Origin of the sequence: Bartonella sp. AA56HLJMS (assembly GCF_042197145.1) — a bacterium.
Taxonomy (GTDB): domain Bacteria; phylum Pseudomonadota; class Alphaproteobacteria; order Rhizobiales; family Rhizobiaceae; genus Bartonella.
Window position 1 is genome coordinate 1 of sequence record NZ_JBHIRL010000010.1, and the last position, 21614, is coordinate 21614.

The 21614-nt window shown below is 36.0% G+C and carries 11 protein-coding genes, 1 rRNA gene and 1 pseudogene; 5 read left to right on the plus strand and 8 right to left on the minus strand.

The features are described 5' to 3' along the window. Positions 1–78: 78 nt before the first annotated feature. A pseudogene (locus ACFINI_RS06280) lies at positions 79–576 on the minus strand (integrase arm-type DNA-binding domain-containing protein); the annotation flags it as partial. A gap of 2355 nt (positions 577–2931) precedes the next feature. On the opposite strand from ACFINI_RS06280, the gene ACFINI_RS06285 reads away from it, so the two are divergent. The 5 genes from ACFINI_RS06285 to rrf all read left to right on the plus strand — a co-directional run bounded on the left by ACFINI_RS06285 (position 2932) and on the right by rrf (position 15288). Continuing rightward, a complete protein-coding gene (locus tag ACFINI_RS06285) occupies positions 2932–5454 on the plus strand; it encodes an autotransporter outer membrane beta-barrel domain-containing protein (protein WP_375646856.1) in 2523 nt (840 codons plus the stop codon). A 630-nt stretch (positions 5455–6084) separates the two neighbouring features. Continuing rightward, the gene (locus tag ACFINI_RS06290; RefSeq protein ID WP_375646860.1) at positions 6085–8433 is read left to right on the plus strand and encodes an autotransporter outer membrane beta-barrel domain-containing protein; all 2349 of its coding nucleotides are present in this window, start codon (positions 6085–6087) and stop codon (positions 8431–8433) included. Positions 8434–8573: 140 nt separating this feature from the next. Further along, a complete protein-coding gene (locus ACFINI_RS06295) occupies positions 8574–10544 on the plus strand; it encodes an autotransporter outer membrane beta-barrel domain-containing protein (RefSeq protein ID WP_375646864.1) in 1971 nt (656 codons plus the stop codon). 135 nt (positions 10545–10679) lie between these two features. After that, on the plus strand, positions 10680–13820 hold the full coding sequence (locus tag ACFINI_RS06300) for an autotransporter outer membrane beta-barrel domain-containing protein (protein ID WP_375646868.1): 3141 nt from the start codon (positions 10680–10682) through the stop codon (positions 13818–13820). 1353 nt (positions 13821–15173) lie between these two features. After that, positions 15174–15288, plus strand: a 5S ribosomal RNA gene (rrf, locus tag ACFINI_RS06305). A gap of 408 nt (positions 15289–15696) precedes the next feature. Here rrf and ACFINI_RS06310 read toward each other — a convergent pair. From ACFINI_RS06310 to ACFINI_RS06340, 7 genes are all read right to left on the minus strand, one after another. Then, positions 15697–16101 carry a flagellar protein FlgN gene (locus tag ACFINI_RS06310; protein WP_273790974.1) on the minus strand — a complete coding sequence of 135 codons (405 nt, stop codon included), beginning with the start codon at positions 16099–16101 and terminating at the stop codon, positions 15697–15699. A 2685-nt stretch (positions 16102–18786) separates the two neighbouring features. Beyond that, positions 18787–19020, minus strand: coding sequence for a hypothetical protein (locus tag ACFINI_RS06315; protein WP_375646871.1), 234 nt, complete (start codon positions 19018–19020; stop codon positions 18787–18789). Positions 19021–19960: 940 nt separating this feature from the next. Then, positions 19961–20179, minus strand: a complete 219-nt coding sequence (locus tag ACFINI_RS06320) for an EexN family lipoprotein (RefSeq protein WP_375646875.1) — start codon at positions 20177–20179, stop codon at positions 19961–19963. 3 nt (positions 20180–20182) lie between these two features. Further along, positions 20183–20452 carry an EexN family lipoprotein gene (locus ACFINI_RS06325; protein WP_375646879.1) on the minus strand — a complete coding sequence of 90 codons (270 nt, stop codon included), beginning with the start codon at positions 20450–20452 and terminating at the stop codon, positions 20183–20185. A gap of 46 nt (positions 20453–20498) precedes the next feature. Then, positions 20499–20711 carry an EexN family lipoprotein gene (locus ACFINI_RS06330; protein WP_375621543.1) on the minus strand — a complete coding sequence of 71 codons (213 nt, stop codon included), beginning with the start codon at positions 20709–20711 and terminating at the stop codon, positions 20499–20501. Between the two features lie 3 nt (positions 20712–20714). Then, positions 20715–20981 (minus strand): EexN family lipoprotein, encoded by a 267-nt coding sequence (locus ACFINI_RS06335; RefSeq protein WP_375646882.1) that lies wholly within the window; start codon positions 20979–20981, stop codon positions 20715–20717. A gap of 186 nt (positions 20982–21167) precedes the next feature. Then, positions 21168–21455: an EexN family lipoprotein gene (locus tag ACFINI_RS06340; RefSeq protein WP_273790970.1), complete on the minus strand. Its 288-nt coding sequence runs from the start codon at positions 21453–21455 to the stop codon at positions 21168–21170. Between the last annotated feature and the right edge of the window lie 159 nt (positions 21456–21614).

A 21614-nucleotide genomic window follows, 5' to 3' on the forward strand; every position in this document is an offset into this window, starting at 1 on the left:
CACGTATAAAAGTGTGGATTCTTAAGTGGATTCTTATAAAATAATTACAAACAAACTATTGACTTTATTGTATTTTTTAGTATTATATCTTGAATGATCGATGGAAGCGAGGATATTGCGTATTTCTGTTTGTGTAATCTCTGAAATAGGCAGACAGCCTAATTTGAGGAGAATATGGAGTTTTAAAGGTGAAAACCAGTTTCCATCTTTACCATCATTTTTAATTCAGCTTTACGACTTTCAAAAGCATCTAAGGCAATGTCTTTTAAGTAATGGAGATTACGCATTGCCTCACGTTTTCGTTTCTCACGTTCTTTAATGGGGGCACGCCCCTCACGTAAAACAGCACGCCACCCAGTTGCCAATTCACGAGCTTGTTTTAAAAGGACATCTCTCAAGGCACCCAAGTCCATTTAGCGACAGCGCCCATGAATGGTATATGAATGGTATAACGATAAAGCATTGAGTACCCCCATCTTTACGTTTGTGAAAGAGCAATCCGGCACCATCATTATATTTTCCAGCTCGTGGGTGTTGCTAAAGCCCTTGGCTTTTGAGACGATTCATAAGAGTCATTTTAGTCCTTTCTTATACATTTTTTACCCACACGCCAGCCCCGCTTGTGGTGTGCAAGAGAATGGTTTTTCTTGATTTAAGACAAACAGGTTTAAAATGAGAGAATCTTACGTTATTCAGAACTCTAACTCAATGAAAGTAACGATAAATTATCATTATAAATCAGCATATTATACCATTTTTATCAAGATAAAGGATCAGGTATTTTTATCTAGAATATGTCACAAAGTATGCAGCCTTTTCGTACATGAAATCCATTTTTTCCTGAAGTGTTTTCTTTTCCACTTAAATACGATTTTTCTCCTCTTCACATGGGTTGCGCAGCTATTTATCATCGAATTTGCCCATAAAGCTAAGCAAAGTGTATTTCTAGATAATATAAAGATAACAGCATTAAGAATAAATCTTAAAAAATAGAAGATTTCTTGCTTTTTCACTTATGGAAGTACAGAAACTCTACCGTTTGATTATGCTCCTCTTTGAAGATAGATATGGTGCTAATATGCGCCATAGAGCTGTCCAAGCAAAGATGATATTAGAAAAATGAAAAGTTAATCACTACACATTTGAAATAGATAGGAACCTACAGCCACTCTCATTCACTCCAAAGGATATAGAAAATGAAAAAAAGCACACTAGATAAATCATCAATCATAGCTTACAATATAACAGAGCATAATGGTGTTTTCATATGGCTACACTCTTCCCTTATGATATCTGGACAGCAAATATCTCTAAAACTTCTATAAAAATACTATTAAAGTTATGCTGTAAAAATGTTAATTGCCTCAACAATCATTTGTCAAAAATTTGCAAAAAATAATCAGAGAACTAACCTTTTGAAGCACAAACATAATTTGTGTACTAAGGAATTGATTTTTAACGCCTTTTAACATATTGATAATCTTAAAATTAAATCAGACAGTCTCCCCAGTTAGTCCGGATAGGTAGGTATCTAACAAAAACTATTGTTAGGACCGTAGAAGATCGTACCCCATCCTTGTATGAGAAAGTGAACTTCCTTAAAAAACTTTGATATTAATGATACTAAACAGATTGGTATTCATTTTCACCTTAATCCGATAGATTCTGCCGTTAAAGGTGCGTTTAGCACAATACACAATTATCTCACAATTTAACTCTCTATATTGATGTAAACTATCAAAAATTTTTAAAAGACGTGTAGCCGAGACAAGTTTTTCTGATAGAATACGCTACCAATTTTAATATAAAAATTATAAAAAAATAAGCATATTAATCCGTTTACTATTAACAAAAAAACGGACTGTATTTTTTTTATTTACAATCTATTATAGCAATAAAATAATTTCTTTCTTTACGATGTGTTGTCGCTATCTATAAAGATTTATTTACACTTCCATTGCTGGTTCTTCTAAACAAACAGTTTTGAGAAAATTAATGCATGAAAAGAAAATCTAACAACAAGCGCTTTATCTTTCATATACAAAATGCTCAAGAAAGCTAATTTTTTCATTTATAAAATGAAATCACTCAATAAAGTTCTTTTTATATCAATAAAAGATGTTTTAAATTGAATATTCAAAATATTGATTTATAATGATAATTTAGCGTTATTCCTATTGAATTAAAATCTTGAATATCGTAAATTTCTCTCATTTAAAATCTGTTCCATGTTGAACTAATCAAAATCATTCACTTACACATTACAAGCAGGGCTGGCGTGTGGAGAAAAGTTATATAAGAAAAGCCTGAGAATTCCTCTCATGAACTGTCTCAAGTGCCAAGGGCTTATCACAAATATTGGGAGCTAGCAAAATGTGTGACGGGCTTGCTCTTTTATTAAGCGTAAAGGTATCGGCTTGCTCCTTCGTAAGCGTAAATATGATGGGATTCTATGGCTTTAGCGTTATAGCATTCATGAACACCGTCGCGAAATGGGCTGTGCTTCCTTAGAAAAATGGACTTTGGTACCCTTATCTTTAAAGAAAGCCTGTGAATAGCCCCCTCATCTCTTCTTCTTATAGCAGAAAAAATTTGCTGATCGTTTTGGTGAATGCATCAAATAATACATCTCAACGCTATAGAGCTTTTATAGCGATTATCTTTAATAGACAATTTTTAAATATCATACTTCATAGTGCTTTTAGCATAAGCTTAACCAAGCTAGGTTTTATGAAATCCACTTTTCTCGACTTTTTATGATCATGAAAAAAGTTTTTCTGAAGCAAAACTTCAAATCATAGAGAACACCATCAATATAATTCGTTTTGTTATTTACAATAAAAACATAATGATATAGAAACTGTCTGGGTACTTGCGCCATCAGGGGAATGAAGTAAGCATCAAAGCATACCAAATACTAAAGGCATATCTATGTGTAAGAAATATATTTATAAGAAAAATTTTTTGTTATGTACAATTGCTGGAACTTTGATTTTTTCTCATTTCGGTTCAACTTATGCAAATACATCAGCTCCTGAAACTCCTGGAATTTTGGGAAAGATTGAATTAAATAAGGGAGAAGAAAAGACTTTAAATAATGTTCTTGTCCGCGATAAAGGACCTGGAATATTAGCGCATGATAAAGCAGCTATCACAATTGTAAAATCAACAATACACACGGAAATGTCTGCACTTTCTGTATCAGAAGGTGGACGCATTCATGCTAAAGAAATTAAAGCAAATACAGTATACAAAGGTTTAGAAACAAAGAATGGTATAATCAACGTTGAAGATTCAACCATAACCGTCCAACGAGGAGGTGCCGGTGGTATCGTTTTTTATGAAACAAAAGATTCTTCACTGAAAAGTGGAGAAAAAGTTGTCAATAAGGTTGTTCTTAGCAATACAAAACTTCTTGTGAAAAACGGTACCGGTATTCTTGGTCCCTACTGCTCAAGAGCCGTTGCTGAAGTTCAACTTAAAGACTCAGAAATTCGATCTGACGTATTATTGAGAAATAAAACGAAACGTAAATATTATGACAACGATACTCTTCCTGTAACTTTAGCATTAACCGCTGATAATTCAACAATAGAGGGACGAGCAAGAACTTTAAAAGTCAATACAACGGTTTTGACTCTGAATAACAAGAGCAAATGGTACTTAAAGACCTCTCAAGAGGAAGTCGATACTGACTTTAATGTGTTTAACTATGAGCTCAGTGATATTAAACAACGAGCCCTTTCTACCGTTTCAGTACTGAATCTTAATAATAGTTCTATCATATTTAAGACACCACAAGGGCGGGAAAAAGATCATTATCATACCTTGTATGTAGGGCGAACAGCTGAGGTTCGTAGACCTGAGGGAAGTACAATCCCCGATATAGAAAGCACTTATAATACAGTTTACAATGCCACAGGCGATGCAAAAATTTATTTTAATATTGAATGGAGTGATGGTCTAGTAAAAGAACAGCAAAAAGCTGACCGCCTCCTTATACATGGTGATGTATCAGGCAGCACAACAGTCCATATCAAGAACCTTGCGAAAGGTGAGATATTAAAAGCTGAAGATTCTGTTTCCTCAAATATGCGTGGTCTTTCACTCATTCAAGTTTCTGGAAATGCAAATGAAGGTTCCTTCAAACTTGCACACGGCTACACCACAATGGGGGGATTGCCCTATAAATATATACTCAAAGCCTATGGTCCAACATCCAGCCATGGGACAGCCGATAGCACACAAAGTCATTTTAGCGGAATATCACAAGAATCAAAAGAAAATACCCTCAAAGACTACACAATCTACACGATATCAGCATCAGGAACAATGATTGAAGGTGTTTCACCAAAAGAGAAAGAAGCGCAAAATACCGGTTCATCATCCCTTGGACAAGCAAACAACGCACAAAACATCTTGGAAAAAAATCAGAATTTCTGGGATTTTCGCTTGCAAAATGCGACTCTCGATAATGAAGGAAAGATCAGAGCTCTCGTTCCTCAAGTGGCAAGCTATTTGTCCATGCCTAACGCACTATTCTCAGCTGGACTGGCTGATATAAACAATCAAAACACTTTACTCAACTCGATGCAGGAAAACACCTTTGAGACAAAAGATCATAAAAACAAAGGAGTCTTCTTCTCGACTTATGGAAATAAGATGACATTATCCTCTCACCGTACGCCATTACAATATGGCTATGGTGCCGATATTCACTATGCAGCTTTACAGGCAGGCATTAGATTAGCAACTCTAGAAGACCAAAACATGACCGCCAATTTCGGTCTTTTAGGAACATATGGGAAATTAGCTTTCACCCCTAAAGACATGGAAGGTGCTGACAAGAGTACACTCAATAAATGGTCAATTACTGCATATAGTGGGCTGCGCCATAATAATGGGATATACATCCATGCACTCTTCTCCTATGGAATGCTCAAGGGAGATATCACCACAGCTCTCATAGGAAAGACTGCAGAGTTGAAAAATGCTGATACATTCAGTGCATCAGCAACCATTGGACAAAAGTTCGAAACCAGTAGGAAAGGATTGGTCTTTGAACCACAAGCACAACTTGTTTATCAACGCCTCATGCTTGGCACACTCTCAGATGTCGATGGCTTTGATGTGGATATGGGAAATCCTTATCAATACTTAGTGCGTGTCGGTGGACGCTTAACGCAAACGAAGCCTTCTATTGAAAACGGCGGTATTCTTTCTTTCTATGGTAAACTAAACGTTGTTAAAGCTTTTTCTAACAATGGTACGATACAGATTGGTGAACCATTCCACCTTGATTCTATAGGAGCGTCTGTTGAAGGTGGACTTGGTGTAAATGCACAATTATCACAAAATATCGCACTTTATGCTGATGTTAACTATCAATATAAGCTTCAAAAAACTGGTATATCCGGAGCAAGCTTTTCAGGCGGAATACGCTATCAGTTTTAAGAAAACGCAAAAAACAATTTATATTCTATTCATTTTAATAAAAGGCAGTGCAAATGTACTGCCTTTTTACAATCTATCGGAAAGAACCGTTAACAACTATTCTTTCTACCACCTTTCTTGAGCCAATTAATCTCACTCAAACCAAATGTAACAAAATCTGTTATCTCTAAATGAATACTGAATTCTCAAGAGAGCTGCCTTTTTGATTTATAAAAATCAAATGCTTTTAATAAAATTTTTGTATTTTAAAACACGTAATAAATAATTCTCTGTGTAAGAAAATCAATTAAAAGCTTTTTGTAAGCGCACAACAACAGCTTCTCCAAAAACTTTGTAGAGTTTTCATAACAACAGCCTTAAGCAACAAACATCCTTGCAAAATATTTTGTTTCTTAACACTTTTAAACGGAATACTGATCAATCTAGCTTTTCTGCAATTCATAGTTGCTCACTGCAATTTCTATTTTAAAAACTCTTCTAAAATCATTTTTTAAACGATAAAGAACAAGACGCAATGTTTCGTTTTGTTGTTTACAATAAAAACATAATGATATAGAAACTGTCTGGGTACTTGCGCCATCAGGGGAATGAAGTAAGCATCAAAGCATACCAAATACTAAAGGCATATCTATGTGTAAGAAATATATTTATAAGAAAAATTTTTTGTTATGTACAATTGCTGGAACTTTGATTTTTTCTCATTTCGGTTCAACTTATGCAAATACATCAGCTCCTACAATGGTTATGGCTCGTGCGGATAAAGCAGGAGAAGAAAAAACCTTTAATAACGTTTTTATCCGCAGCGCATATACAACAGTGGTTGCTGATGACAAAGCCTTTATCACCATTACAAATTCAACAATGCGTTCAGACTCAAATTTATTTACCGCAACAACAGGTGGACGTATTCATGCTAAAAAAACTGTAGGAAAATCAAATTCTCGTGGTTTAGAAATTTCAAACGGCATCATCCATATTGAAGATTCAATCATAAATGTTTCCGGACATCACAAAAGTCGTGGTATCCTTTTTGATTACATCCCAAGTTCCCAAGTAAAAGAGGGCGAAAAAGTTATCAATAAAGCAATTCTTACCAACACAAAACTTCTTGTTGAAAATGGTATTGGTATTCTAGGACCAGATTATGCAAAATCTGTTGCTGAGGTAGAACTTAAAAGTTCAGAAATTCGTTCTGATATATTATTAAAAAATAAAATCCCAGAAAACTCAAAAGATATCGATCCTCGCACTTTTATATTAAGCGCTGACAATTCGATTATAGAAGGACGAGCAAAGACTTTACCTCAAAATACAACGATTTTTACTCTCAACAATAACAGCAAGTGGTCCCTAAAGATTAGTCAATTTGAAGTAGACAAAGAATTTGACAGCTCTAAAGGATACTTGCTCACTGATATTAAACAACGTGCACAGTCTATTGTCTCAGTATTGAACCTTAATAATAGCTCTATTATATTTAATGCGCCGCATAAACTAGCAGACAATCAGTATCAAACCTTGCATGTGGGAAAACAGCCAACAGCTGAAGCTGCAAAAGCAGAGCAAAACAGAAGCTTCGATGCAACAACGGTTTACAATGCATTGGGCAACGCAAGGATTTACTTTAATACCGAATGGAGTAATGGTCTTATAAAAGAACAACAAAAAACTGACCGTGTTCTCGTTCATGGTAATGTCTCAGGCACCACAACGATCTATTTCAACAATCTTTCAAAGCGTGCAGAACCATTCGATGATGATGAAGTTTCAATTCCTTTGAATGCGCGTGGTCTCTCACTTGTTCAGGTGTCTGGAAAAGCAGAGGAAGCCGCCTTCATGCTGGCAAATGGCTACACTACAATGGATGGATTGCCCTATAAATATGTATTAAATGGCTATGGACCAACATCCAGCCGTGGGAGAGCTGACAAACAGCAAAGTCTTTTGCAAGAAAGTGAAGAGTTTTGGGATTTCCGTCTACAAAATGCGACTCTTGATGATGAAGGAAAAATCAAAGCTCTTGTTCCTCAAATGGCAAGCTATTTGGTTATGCATAATGCAATATTCTCCTCTGGCTTGGCTGATATAAACAATCAAAATACACTGTTAGATAATATGCACTCAACAGTTTTTGGATTAGAAGGTCATAAACAAAAAGGGATATTTTTATCGACTTATGGCAACAAGATGACGTTATCTTCCAGCCGTAGTCCATTGGAATATGGTTATGGTGCTAATGTTCACTATGCTGCTATACAAACAGGCATGACATTAACAACGTTAGAAAATCAAAATATAACCGCGAATCTTGGTCTTTTAGGCACATATGGAAAGCTCGCTTTTACGCCAAAGGATATGGAAGGTTCTGACAAAAGCATACTAGATAAATGGTCCTTTACGGCATATGGGAATCTCCACCATGACAATGGTCTCTATGTTAATGCATTTTTCTCTTACGGCATTTTAAACGGACATATTACAACAGCCCTTATCGGCAACACCACAGAATTAAACAATACGGATACATTAAATATATCAGCTACCGTTGGACAAAAACTAGCAACTGGTGTTGAAGGAGTATCCTTTGAACCACAAGCACAACTTATTTATCAACATATTGCCTTTGGCACTCTTTCAGATATTGATGGCTTCCAAGTTAATATAAAGACCCCTCATCAATGGTTGGTCCGTATTGGAGGGCGTTTAACAAAAACAATACTTCCTATTGAAAAAGATCGTGTTCTTTCTTTTTATGGTAAATTGAATGTCATCAAAGCTTTTGGTGAGAAGCGCGCTATTGATGTTATGGAATCTTTCCATCTCGATTCTATGGGCTCTTCCCTTGAAGGTGGGCTTGGCATTAACGCGCAGCTTTCTAAAAATATCGCACTTCATGCTGACGTTAATTACCAACATAAACTTCAAAAAGCCGGGTTCTCTGGAATTAATTTTTCCGGAGGAATGCGTTATCGCTTTTAGAAATCTTAGCTCTCTATTTTGACGCATAAGCAGCGCTGAGATGAAAACAGTGCTGCTTAACTACATTACAAAAAACCGTAATGTGTCAAAAAGTGGTTCATTTTTAGCAAAATAAAGAAAATATCTTAAGGAACATCTCTATGCATAAGAATCTTTTGTTATGTACAGCCGCTTGTGCTTTATTTTTTTCTTCTTTTAATTTCACATCTACCAGCACCGCCTCTGCTCTAAGCCCCCAGGAACGCCATGCCATTGAAGGGATTATGAAATTACCTGAACAATATCGCCATGCCATTGATTTAATAAACACACCAACACAAGCAGAAAAAAATCTTGAAAAGATAGCCTCTGGCGCCATGATGGAAGATAATGCGCACTTCAACCAAGCACTTGAAAATCATATGGATCGTGTAAGAGATACGATTAACAGCTCTTTTGCAGGTGCAGGTCGTTATGGTTCTGGTGCTCATATAAACGTGGTGAACCGTGAAATGGATAATATACGTGCCCAAGCCATGGCAAACAAACACCATCAAGATATGCAAATCATGATGCAAGCCAGAGCAAAACTTGGACAATTACGTCAGAATCGATTAAAAACAAGAGAAAATTTATTACGTGGCTACGACAAAGCAGTTTCCGATGCCGTAAAGGCGGCAGCAATCCTTGAAGCTGATAACCAACAGCGTGTTAATGCTGCACACCAACAATGGGTAAGCCAAGACAATCGTGATTGGCACAAACTGCAAAATAAAGCAGAAATATTACATAAAGCAGCACAAGTGGATACTGCCTTACAAGGACAAAACAAAGAACTTTCTGGTGCTTTACGCAAAGCAGTATTAGAGACTTTGAACGCGGATGGAATAACCAACGTGGAGAGAAAAGAAAAAACATCCCCTCCTCCAACGGACACTTCATTCACAAGAACAGATCATGGAATGAGACAGCCTAAAATAAATGAAAATTCGCAATCTGATATTGATCCCCAAACAAACACCACTTCCTCAGCATCGAAAACGACTCTTCCATCCGAAAAAGCGCATATGAATTTGCTCCCAAAGGTTGGAAATACTGCTACCGCGGCTACAGAGAGCACCTCTAAACTTACAGATGATGATAAAGCAACTGCAACTTCTACTTCTCTTAATGGGACAGCAAAAAGCACAATTCTTACACCACAAGAAGAAAGCTCTTTAGTCATGCCTATCGCGATGTTTGCTGTCGGGTTTAGTGATGTCAACAATCAAAATATCTTGTTAGACAATATGCAAATAACAATGTTTGAGCCCAAAGATCATCCAGAAAGAGGCGTTTTCTTATCCTCTTATGGCAATAAAAGCACCTTTTCTTCCAAGGTTCAAGCAGAACAAGATGGTGTTCAAGCAGATATTCACTATGCTGCATTGCAAGCAGGAGCAACACTAATAGCGCTAAAAGATCAAAATATCAGCAGCAACTTTGGTCTTTTCGGAACATATGGGAAATTATCTTTTACTCCTAAAAACAAGGAGAGCTTTCAAAAAAATATGTTTGATAAATGGTCACTCACCGCATATGGAAATATTCAGCATGACAGTGGCATCTATGCAAGTGCATTTCTCTCTTATGGAATTTTCAAAGAAAATCACGCTACAGCTCTCATCAAACATACCTCAAAAGTGAAGAATAGTAAAACATTAGGAGCCGCTGCAACTGTTGGTCAAAAACTGTCAACCAGTTTGGAAGGTGTAATCCTAGAACCGCAAGCACAACTTGTTTATCAACGTCTCATGCTTGGTTCTTTATCAGATAGGAGCTCTTTCTCAGATGACGATAACTCTAAAATAGACATAAGTAATCCTTATCAATGGCTGCTCCGTATTGGCGGACGTTTAACGCAAAACAAAGGACATGCTGTTTCTTTCTACGGCAAACTGAACATGATCAAAACTTTTAGTAAAAATTTTCAGCTTGCAGCTATGGGATCTTTAATCGAAGGTGGTTTTGGTATTCACACACACTTATCACAAAATATTCAGCTTCATAGTGATCTCAGCTATCAACATAAATTCAAAAAAGCTGGCATCTCTGCAATAAATATTTCCGCTGGAATACGCTATCACTTTTAAAAATACTTGTATTCCTTATCTTGAAATATGAAGAGATCTCATTATGTTTCGTTTTGTCTCTTACAAAAGAGACATAATGAGGTCAAAGTTTTACTTTTTATGAGAGAGGGGGAAATATTTTAGGAATGCATCCATATGAAAAAAAGCTTCTTACTATACACAGTTTCCGGAGTTCTGTTTTATTCTTCCAGCGGTTTGTCTTATGCTATTCATAGTACAAATCCATCAACAACGATAGATTCTTCTTCTCTACAACCTACTCGTGTCAAGTCACAAATAAATCTATCCGGAGTTTTTGATCCGTATAAAGATCCATATGATGGAATCGGGCGAATTATGCCATCATATCCATCTTCAACCCCTAATGGCCTCCTTCCCCCTACAGCACCTAGCTCCACAAGAACGAGCGCAAGCCCTATTTCTACAGGAAGTAAACTTACAACGCCTACTTCTACAAGCACTCTACCTCCCAAAACACAACTTGAAGGAAATTCAGCTGGAAATATAATTTCTTCTTCAAAACAAAACTCTGATCTTAGTCAAGGAAGTACACAAACACCAAAGACTAAAGTTACAGAAGGTGTACAATCTAACCCTACAACACAAAACACTCCGATTATACAATCTTCAACAACAAGAATGGAAGCAAAATCTAGAAGACGTTCAGGGGCGCCCTCCTCTTCTGCAGACTCTTCCAGCGAAAAAACACTATCGAATTCTGCTGTGTCTTCACAGCCAGAACCTACACAACCTTCACCGAATTTACAACCAGCACTTACAAAGTCTGAACCTACAAGAACGGAACCTACAAAACCAACAACAGAGCAAATACCAACATCTAATGAACCAGAACTCGCACAGCCAATATCTTTAAGAGTAGAAACTGAAAAACCAACATTACTGGTACCACCAAAATCTGCAAAACCAGCGCCAGTGCAATCTTCATCTGCACAAAAAATATCTGAAAAATCAGAGATTGAAAAACCAATATCACCAATAAAACAACCTGAAAAGTCTACACAAATTGAGGATATAAGCGCTGGAGTTGAAGCTAAAAACGGTAAGACCATAACGCTACATAACAAAAAAATTCAAGACAATGGTTTTGCTGTACATGCAGAGGGAAATAATTCAAAAGTCAACATGATAGGGGGAACAGTTGATGCGCGTTTTGTTGCACTAAGTGTATCAGATGGTGGAGAAATTGATGCTACAGGCATTACTGTAACAGCAGAAACAGCTGGTTTGGTAAACATGGAGGGCACAATCAAACTTAAGGATTCAAGCGTCCATGTCACGGGAAATTATGAAGCAGACGGTATTATTTTCCGCAACAATCCGTATAATACCCCTAGAAAACGATATACACGCAATGCTGAAAGGAACACCAATGCCGTTCAAGAACAAGATGTAGCCAATATTGCTGATAAAGTAACCCTAGAGAATACAAAGCTTTTCGTTGAACATGGTAGCGGTATCAACCTTTATGGAACAGGCGTAAACGGGGAAGTCAACCTTAAAAATTCAGAAGTTCATGCCGATATTTTATTAAAAAATATCAAGAACGAAAGTGCCTCCACAAACACCATTACATTAGTTGCAGACCACTCTTCTTTAGAAGGTCGGGTAAGAACTTCTAAAGATAATAGAACAGTTTTTGATCTAAAAGAGAGGACTAAATGGCTTGTAAAGGCTAATAAAAATGCCACAAATAATGATAATATTTTAAATGACTATAGACAGTTTGGTGTTGATGAAAAATCATACTCTAATCTTTCTGAATTGCACCTTACAAACAGCGCCATTATGTTTGACAAGCCCATTGAGGGACATTATCAAACTCTGTTTATAGGACCTAATCTTTCGCAAGAAGACGAAACAACTCACACAGCAGCGGTTTATAGTACAGCGGGTCTTGCAGAGATTTATGTAAACACTCAATGGGATAAACATTCTCCTATCACGGAACAACAAACTGATCACATTGTGATTAATGGTGATGTCTCAGGAAGTACTGTTGTTCACATCAATCTCCAAACCGATAGCTCTGCTGTTTGGGAAGAGAAGATGGCTTCACTTCCTTTAGGGACACATGGGATTTCAATCATTCAAGTTTCCGGACAAGCAAACGAAAATTCCTTCACGTTAGCAGGAAACTATATGACAATAGGGAAACAACCTTATAAATATATACTCACAGGCTATAAGCCTGGAACATCTCATGAGAGCCAAAATCTTTTTGGCAAGAAGAATAGTGATTTCTGGGATTTCCGCTTACAGAATGCCTACATTGATAAAGACAAAAAAGTTCGAGCCCTTTTACCACAGGTAGCAAACTATTTAACCATATCTAATACTTTATTTTCTGCTGGATTTACTGATGTAAACAATCAAAACACGTTGTTAGACAATATGCGAACAACAGTATTTGGGGCAAAAGACAATATAAAGAATGGTATCTTTTTCTCTTCCTACGGCGAGAAGGTCACCCTATCTTCCAACCGCGATCCACTGCACTATGGTTATGGTGCTGATGTAAACTATACTGCCTTACAATTAGGGGGCATATTAGCCGCCTTAGAAAGCAAAGACATAAGCGCATATTTTGGTCTTTTAGGAACGTACGGAAAGCTTGCCTTTACGCCAAAAGAGATGCAAGATTCTGAAAAGACAACGCTTGATAAATGGTCACTTACCGCTTATAGCGGCATCCAGCATAGCAATGGTATATATGTCAACGCTCTTCTTTCTTACGGAACCTTAAAAGGAAATATTACCACAGCTCTTGTTGGGAATGCCGCAAAATTGGATGGTACCGAGATGCTTAATATATCTGCAACCATTGGTCAGAAATTAGCAACCGATACAAAAGGGCTTGTCTTTGAACCACACGCTCAATTCATTTATCAAAATCTCATGTTTGATATTTTCTCAGATACCAATGGCTTAAAAGTAGACATGGGCAATCCACATCAATGGTTGATCCGTTTTGGTGGACGTTTAACAAAAACGATAATGGCTGTTGAAGAAAACAAGGCTGTTTCCTTCTATGGTAAAATGAATGTTATCAGAACTTTTGGCGATGGTAAAACAATAAAAATTGCTGATACCTTTCATGTTGATCCTACCGGCTCTTCAGTTGAGGGAGGCATGGGGGTGAACGCATATCTTTCTCAAAATATCGTACTAAACGCCGATATCAGCTATCGGCAAAAACTGCAAAAATCCGGTGTATCTGGCACCAATTTGTCTGGCGGAATACGTTATCGTTTCTAAAGCAGAAGTTAATTTTAACTTAAATAAAAAAGCAGCACAAAGTGCTGCTTTTTTATTTAAATTTATATATTTTTTTAAATTCTCAAAAATCATTATCACATCAAAGAAGATTTTGACTTATAATATTTCTTTTGCATATTGAATAAAAAACTAAACACCATAACATTCTCTCATCAAAATACCCCATGCATAAAATTTTATGTCTTATATTATCACCACACCTCAAGCGATGATGTTTTTACAGCACAACAGAATAAGCATTCATGCCGATTTAAAAAAGTCAGCCCCTTCTTCGCTGTGGACACTCTATTTATTTTAGATGATGTGCATTTTATATACCTGCTATAAAGACTTAGTATCTGGTATAAATTCTTAAAGGCATGTTTTTCCTCTAAAATCTCAATGCTACAGCAGCTCCATTATAAGACAAGATATTGATTTATAAAGACAATTAATTGTTTTCCATGTTAAATGAGAATCCAGAATATCGTCAGATTCTTTCATTTTAGACCTGTTCCATGTTGAATCAACAAAAACCATATCTCTTACAAGTGACAAGGGGGAAGAGCCATAGGGATAAAAAACTATTAAGAAAGGATTAAAAATGCCTCTAATGAACTATCTCAAGTGCCAAGGGCTGTAGCAACATTGGGATCAAACAAAGAATATGACAGTGTTGAAAAATATAACAATATCAACTTGCTCTTTTATTAAGCATAAAGATGGTCACGCCCTATAGATTTTATATTATTTCCACGGGAACTTTCTTATTATACCATTCACAAGCACCGTTGCATCAAAGATGTCGTTGCGCCGCCCCACAAACACCATCACGAAATAGACTTGAGAGCTTAAATATCTCTTTAAAACAAGGCCGTGAATTAGGAATAACAAATCCATTCTATTTTGAGTATTTTGTCGTGCATGAAGGACATGCCCGCAGTAAAAAACACAATAAAAAAAAAGCGTGAAACAATGCGGAATCTTCATTATTTAACAGATAGTGCTTTAGATACTTTTGAAAGACATAAAGCTAAATTAAAGAACGGCGGAACAGAGGGAAGCTGATTTCTACCTCTTTATTCTTTCCCAATGAGATTGCCTCCCCATTTCAAATATTACGCCAACAAAGATATACGCACTATATCCACTCAGATCTGGATGCTCTCTCCAATCTGACATACAAAAACTAAAAACAGCAGAAGGAAATAATAAACCGCTTTAATTTTTATCTCAAGCCTATAGATTTAAACAACGAACCGCGTCATATCACCACACTTTAAAGGACAATATTCCATGAAGCTTATAGGCAATATTCATCACATACTCTTCATCATTCATGCTTTTTGCTGACTTGGTGGTTATGGCGGAGTGAACGCACCAGATCCCATCCCGAACTCGGCCGTGAAACACTCCAGCGCTGATAGTACTTTGCCTTAAGGCACGGAAGAGTAAGTCGCCGCCAGATCTGCTAAATGCAAGCAAAAGACTCAATGTATAAACCTTACATTACCACACCCCCAAGGAAGCTGTTTTTAAGGCATCACAGGCTAGTCTAAATATTCTCTTGATCGCGCCTCTCCCTAAACTAAAAAATGAAGCTCCCTATTAACTCAGTCTGCAAACAATTCTCTGTAAATAATCCGCCTTCTCTGAATTCTCTTCTAGCCAGCTTCTCACCGCATGCGGTTCACATCACGACACCTTAAAAGACATTGTTTTAAGAACAGCGTTTTACAGTACATCAGGATAATAATTTAAATACCAAAATGCGCTTAAAACAAGTCTACTCACTAAACGCACTATTTATCCAAATCAACTGCCCTACCTAATCATTGTCATGACTTAGAACAGCCCGTATTAATCAGATTTGAATTTATTCCTCTATTTCTTTTGCACGTCCAGATAGCTGTATAGCTCTAGAAAGATCATTAACTGCATTTAAATGTGTTTGAAGTAATTCACTATTACGCTGTAATTTTTCTTGTAAATCAGACAACAAACTTTCAACCTCATGCTCAATATCTTGATTCATATAGCGCTTCACATCACTCATGGATTTATTAAGATCACGCAAACCACGTATTTTACGCAAATTTATTTCTTCGTAATCTGGAACACCACTGCTCTCTAGCATATTGCTTTCATAATCAACAACTTGAGCTAATCCTTTAACAGCAGCAACAAATTTTGTCATCGCCCAATCACGATCAATAAGGTTGTTATCAAGAACTTTTGCTTTTGCCGCAAAACTATCATCACCATATTGCACTACAGACATTTTTACTTCCCCTTCAACACTATTGTTCAATCTTACTTTCAAATGAGGGAGACTAAACAGGTTCTCTTCAATGCTGATACACTCAACCAAGCTCGTGGTGCAAACATTGCTCAAACAACAGCACGACAATCCTTCAAAGCGTATACCACTTCAACTTTCAACGCGTTCTCTCAAATATTTTTCTTGCTTTGCTCCAAAACCATCATTGCGGCTATACTAATCCATAAAAACGCTATAGACTTAAACCTTACAGCAATATCGAAACTTCCATATTTGCTCTGTCTATTTCGCCTTGCCGATTTTATCTTTGCCGATTTTATCACGAGCTCATCTTCAATAGAAAACAACAATGCTTTCACGAGAACTTCAGCCACAAAAAATATCTGCCGACAAAAAACCGCAGTCTATCTTGCAGCATATAAAGACTTAAGCCCATCAAAAATTTCAGCATTTTACTGATAGAAGCACTTTACCCTCCATAACCTCATGGCTCTCTCTGCACTTAAACTTGTACACCTTCTGGCACCCCATAAGATGGCGCCCGACAAGATCAGTTCGCACCCATTCAAAAGGACACCCCCCTCTCCCATGCTCTTTCTGCACACATGCAGTATTTCGCATAAAACACAAAAAGAATGTTCTTTTGAACAGATCAGCCATACAGCAATATAAAAAAAGACATCTTCAAATAGCTAAACAGCCATCAATCTTCCTCTTTTAAATTATCATTCGCTTTTCTTTGCAATGAATGACTATATAAGATTTTTTGAACCTTTTCAAGAGTTTCTTAGCCAATCAGTTCGATACGTCTTCAATCGCATATTCACGCGCTTGTTTTAAAGAAATATCTCTTAAGTACACCCAAGCCTATTTCGCACCGCGGCCCATCAATGGTATAATGATAAATCTTCCATGACATGTATAAAATCCATTGAGCACTTTCCATCTTTACGCTTAATAAAAGAAGCAAGCCAGCACCATCACATATTTTTCTACCCCCTATGTTCTGATACCCTTGGCACTTGAGACGGTTCATAAAGCATGGCCTTTCTTGTACAATTTCTCTGCGCATGGGAGCTCCCTGCTTGTAACTGCAAAAGACATTGTTTTGGTTAATTCACCACGAAACAGATTTGGAATGAAAAAATGTCCAGTATTAAGGGATCTAATTCAAGTTGAATAACGATAGATTATCATCTATAAATCAAAATATTATCCAATGCATAATGCTTAACGCTCCCCCCATTGATATTTTCAGAATTTTCACAGCATCTTCTTACAGATTATTTCATTCCATAACACAGTTTGCTCTTAATATCGCGACTTTACATGCGCTACTGGTATAAAAACAGAGAAACAATCATTTTATAATCAAGGTACAATTTTTGTTTACGATCTTTCTCTCGTTTTCAACCTTTTAAATGCAGCTCTTCTCTTTCATAATCATCACATTTCAAATCTATTCCATGTTGGATAAATTAAAATCACTTGCTTGCACATCACAAACAACGCTCTGATGTGTTGATAAAATACGCTGAAAGAAAAAGACTTCTTATGAACCTTAGCAAATGCCAAGAACTATAATAAACATTGGAAGCAAGCCTACGATGATTGTGACTTGCTCTTTCATAAGTATAAAGATGATAGCATTTTATAGATTTTTATATTATTCAAAGTTTATATTATTTCACGAGAGCTTTACTGTTATACTATTCACAATTACCGTTATACCATTTACGAATGTCATCGTAAAATGTCTTTCGTGTGCGTTAAGAGATATTTCTTTAAAACAAGTACATAAATATGCAATACAAATATACTAATATACAACATAAGTATATTTCGTCTGGAGCGTTCTTTACTTTTGTGCAAAACATGCCCCATTAGAGCAGCATTAACCAATCTTGCTATGAGATAAACGATCAGAAAACATTTTTATCTTCCGCCGCTCACCTTAAAGGACTAAGATCTTAACTCAATCGGCTCTGTACGCAGTCCGAATTTTTGTCAAACGATCTTCTCCTGACTTTCCCCTCATCTGATTCACTTAAACGAAAAGCTCAACAAATAAACCTACGAATATTCATCGTACACTAAAAAATACTTAAACGTTCCAAGAAAACTTATATGTCTTATATTACCGTTATAAATGACAGTGCTTTATAGCATAACAGGATAAAAAAGTTTCCAGCAACACAAAACTTACAAAATCAATCAATAGTCTTTTTAAAGCTTTCTTTTTTAGGATTCACAATACTCCAACTCCTTAAGCTTTTATAAAAAAAGGAACGATTTTAAGCTTGCCGAATATGTTGTATCAGCATATATTACAGATTGTAACATATTGTTATTCATAAAATCACCTCAAAAAGAACAGAAAGAGGTTTTTATGGCTGATCTCGTAAAAGCCGCTATGCTTTATTCAACCTTGATTATCACCATCAATGCTTTTGTTGTTATTTTAATTCTCGTAATAGAAATATACTAATACTCTCTTGGCTTTTTATAATCTGTGCAAATGAGCATCTTAATTTCACATAAGAGCAAAGCAAAATTTTAATTCTACAGATAAACCACACACCCAACTTCAAACATCGCTTGCAACTATTTGAGGGTAAACTCTGCTTTTTGTATGCATTTTTAACCATCATTGTCCGTCTTTTCACGCTATCTTGAATCTCAACTTCATTCCCAGCTTAAAAAACGAAATTTTCTACCAGATCCGATCTGTAAATAATTTGTCTCCTTATTGAGTAAGCTCCTTTTTCTTCCCCCTTCAGGGCATATCACAATCCTAAAGGATAATATTTCATGAAGCTTATGATAAATCCATTGAACACCATCTTTACCCTTATGAGAGAATAAACCAGCAGCATCCAACACTTTTCCAGCCCCAAATGTTGCAACAACCTTTAGCACTTGAGATCGTTTATAAGAGGCATTTTTACTTCTTTCTCCAACAGTTTTTATCTACACGGCTCTCCATGCTTGTACCATGCAAGAAGATGGTTTTAATTAATTCAACCGAGAACAGATTTGGAATAAGAGAAGCTTACGTTATTCGAGATCCTTATTTAACATAATAATAATTAAGTTATTTTTATAAATCAAAGTGTTATTTATAAAAACATTTATCACACACTCAAGAACAAAAAACACCTCATACGTAAAGTTTTATATGAGCTCCACTGCTCAACATGATAATATAACGACACAATTAAGATAAAAAAATAATAAGGAAAGACCTTGCAAACTCAGAAAAGAGAGGAGAAAAATGAAAAGATGTGGAGAGCGCTCAATTCCTCACACATCCGGCAAAACCGTCCTAGCAAAACAGCCTCACAACTTAACTAATGTTATAATATTCTCAAATCAAAAGCAATTTTTTTAAAATAGTTTGAGAAAAACATTTGAGTATGAAACGATAATAATTCCATTCAGAATGTTTTTCTCTTTATTAAAACAGAGAAAAGTAATTTCCAAACAAATGTTTCCTCCGAATTTTTCCGAAATTAGCCGCAACCCTTAAAGACGATCTTAGTGTTATGAAACATTTATTTGTGATAAACGCAAAAAAACACCCCAAAGATAAATTTAATCTCATATTTTAAATACATGTAACCAAAACATTAAAAAATTAGCAGTAACACGTAACAACTCATTGGGAGGCAATACTATCTACAATTGAAAGCACTTTTGGGCTTAACAATGACAGTATAGCATCCGTTTATACAAAGAGTACTAAGCGTAAACGACTAATTCTTGAAGCCATAAAAAGACTCTCTAAAAGTTAAAGATAGCCTAAAAACGCAATAGAATCAAGAACTAAACAATTATTTATTTATTGAACTGTATGTTTTTAATTAATGCCAAACATAAGTTCCATATATGCTTGTCTGGCATGTTGGCAATTTTTAGATTTCTCCATAGAAGATTGATCCAGCTTTTCACATTTTTTTGCCCACTCTTCGAGTAATGTTTTATCTTTCTTAAATTCCACTACGCTGTAGTTTTTTTCACAACCAGCAACGACAAGTCCAGTACAAACCAGCAATGCTGTAATAATAACTTTATTCATGATTTAATTCCCTTCCTTTTTATCTTCAGTTTTTTTCTCGTCATCATGTACAAAGCTTGAACCAGGCCAATCTCGGGCATGAACTTCACGATACGCTTTATCTGCATTTTTACAATTTTGAGAATCTAAATCCTCTGATATCATGCATTTCATTGCCCATTGCTCGAGTAATTTTGGATCTTTCTTAAACTCTGCTACGCTATAAGTTTTTTCACAACCAGCAACGATAAGTCCAGTACAAAGCAGCAATGCTGTAATAATGGCTTTATTCATCAATAAAATTCCCCTTTTTTCAAATTTACAAAGTTTAGGACACAATTTAGGGCCTTAAAAAAAGTTCTACATATGCTTGTCGAAGGTTTTTACAATTTTGAGAGGATTTGAGCGGTGAATCATCGTTCTCACATTTCTTTGCCCATTCCTCGTATAATTTTTCATTTGTTTTAAATTCTTTTACACTATAAGTTTTTTCACAACCAGTAACAGCAAGTCCAGTACAAAGCAGCAATGCTGTAATAATGACTTTATTCATAATTTAATTCCCTTCCTTTTTATCTTCAGTTTTTTCTTGGTCGTCCTTTCCAGAGCCAAAAATTCCCCATTTTTTACGAGTTTCTAATTCAGCTTGTTCTGCGTTTTTACAATTTTTTGAATCAAAACTTCCTGCAATAAAACATTTCTCTAACCACTGATTGAGTAATTGGGGATCCTTCTTAAATTCCGCTACGCTATAAGTTTTTTCACAACCAGCAACAACAAGTCCAGTACAAAGCAGCAATGCTATAATAATGGCTTTATTCATCAATAAATTCCCCTTTTTCAAATTTACAAAGTTTAGGACACAATTTAGCACCCGATTAAAATTGTACATTCGGTTCATTGTGCATTTTCAAAAATTTTAAAATCCACTTCTGTGCGCGATTTTTCCCAATCTATGATGATAAATCGCGTACAAAGAAAAATACCGCTATCAATATATTTTTATGATTTAATTGTTGTCCTGCTGTTTTTCAGTTTCATTCCCCTTTTTGCTACTTTCACGAAGTTCCTTTGCAAGATTTCTATAATGCTCTTGAAAAAGTTCCATATCGGCTTGCATGACATTTTGACAATTCTTGGTTGCAAAAGCAGAGGGCCCCATTTTATCGCATTTCTTTCCCCATTCTTGCATCAATTTTTTATCTTTCTTAAATTCTGCTACGCTATAAGTTTTTTCACAACCAGAAACGACAAGTCCCACGCAAAGCAGTAGCGCTGTTATAATGATCTTGTTCATGATTTAACCCCTCTCTTTGTTTTATATTTTATTAACAATATCTTTGGGTTCACATCCCCTCCTATATTGTGACCTTGCGTCTAATTTTCCTTTGCAAATACGTACACTTCCAACGCAAACATGTTAAATCATGAAAACTGCCTTTCATTTATCAGACTT

What these genes read in the sequence shown, in the direction of transcription:
- ACFINI_RS06285 (WP_375646856.1), top strand. Translation starts at nt 2,932, where the DNA reads ATGTGTAAGAAATATATTTATAAGAAAAATTTTTTGTTATGTACAATT.
- ACFINI_RS06290 (WP_375646860.1), top strand. Translation starts at nt 6,085, where the DNA reads ATGTGTAAGAAATATATTTATAAGAAAAATTTTTTGTTATGTACAATT.
- ACFINI_RS06295 (WP_375646864.1), top strand. Translation starts at nt 8,574, where the DNA reads ATGCATAAGAATCTTTTGTTATGTACAGCCGCTTGTGCTTTATTTTTT.
- ACFINI_RS06300 (WP_375646868.1), top strand. Translation starts at nt 10,680, where the DNA reads ATGAAAAAAAGCTTCTTACTATACACAGTTTCCGGAGTTCTGTTTTAT.
- ACFINI_RS06310 (WP_273790974.1), bottom strand. Translation starts at nt 16,101, where the DNA reads ATGTCTGTAGTGCAATATGGTGATGATAGTTTTGCGGCAAAAGCAAAA.
- ACFINI_RS06320 (WP_375646875.1), bottom strand. Translation starts at nt 20,179, where the DNA reads ATGAATAAAGTTATTATTACAGCATTGCTGGTTTGTACTGGACTTGTC.
- ACFINI_RS06325 (WP_375646879.1), bottom strand. Translation starts at nt 20,452, where the DNA reads ATGAATAAAGCCATTATTACAGCATTGCTGCTTTGTACTGGACTTATC.
- ACFINI_RS06330 (WP_375621543.1), bottom strand. Translation starts at nt 20,711, where the DNA reads ATGAATAAAGTCATTATTACAGCATTGCTGCTTTGTACTGGACTTGCT.
- ACFINI_RS06335 (WP_375646882.1), bottom strand. Translation starts at nt 20,981, where the DNA reads ATGAATAAAGCCATTATTATAGCATTGCTGCTTTGTACTGGACTTGTT.
- ACFINI_RS06340 (WP_273790970.1), bottom strand. Translation starts at nt 21,455, where the DNA reads ATGAACAAGATCATTATAACAGCGCTACTGCTTTGCGTGGGACTTGTC.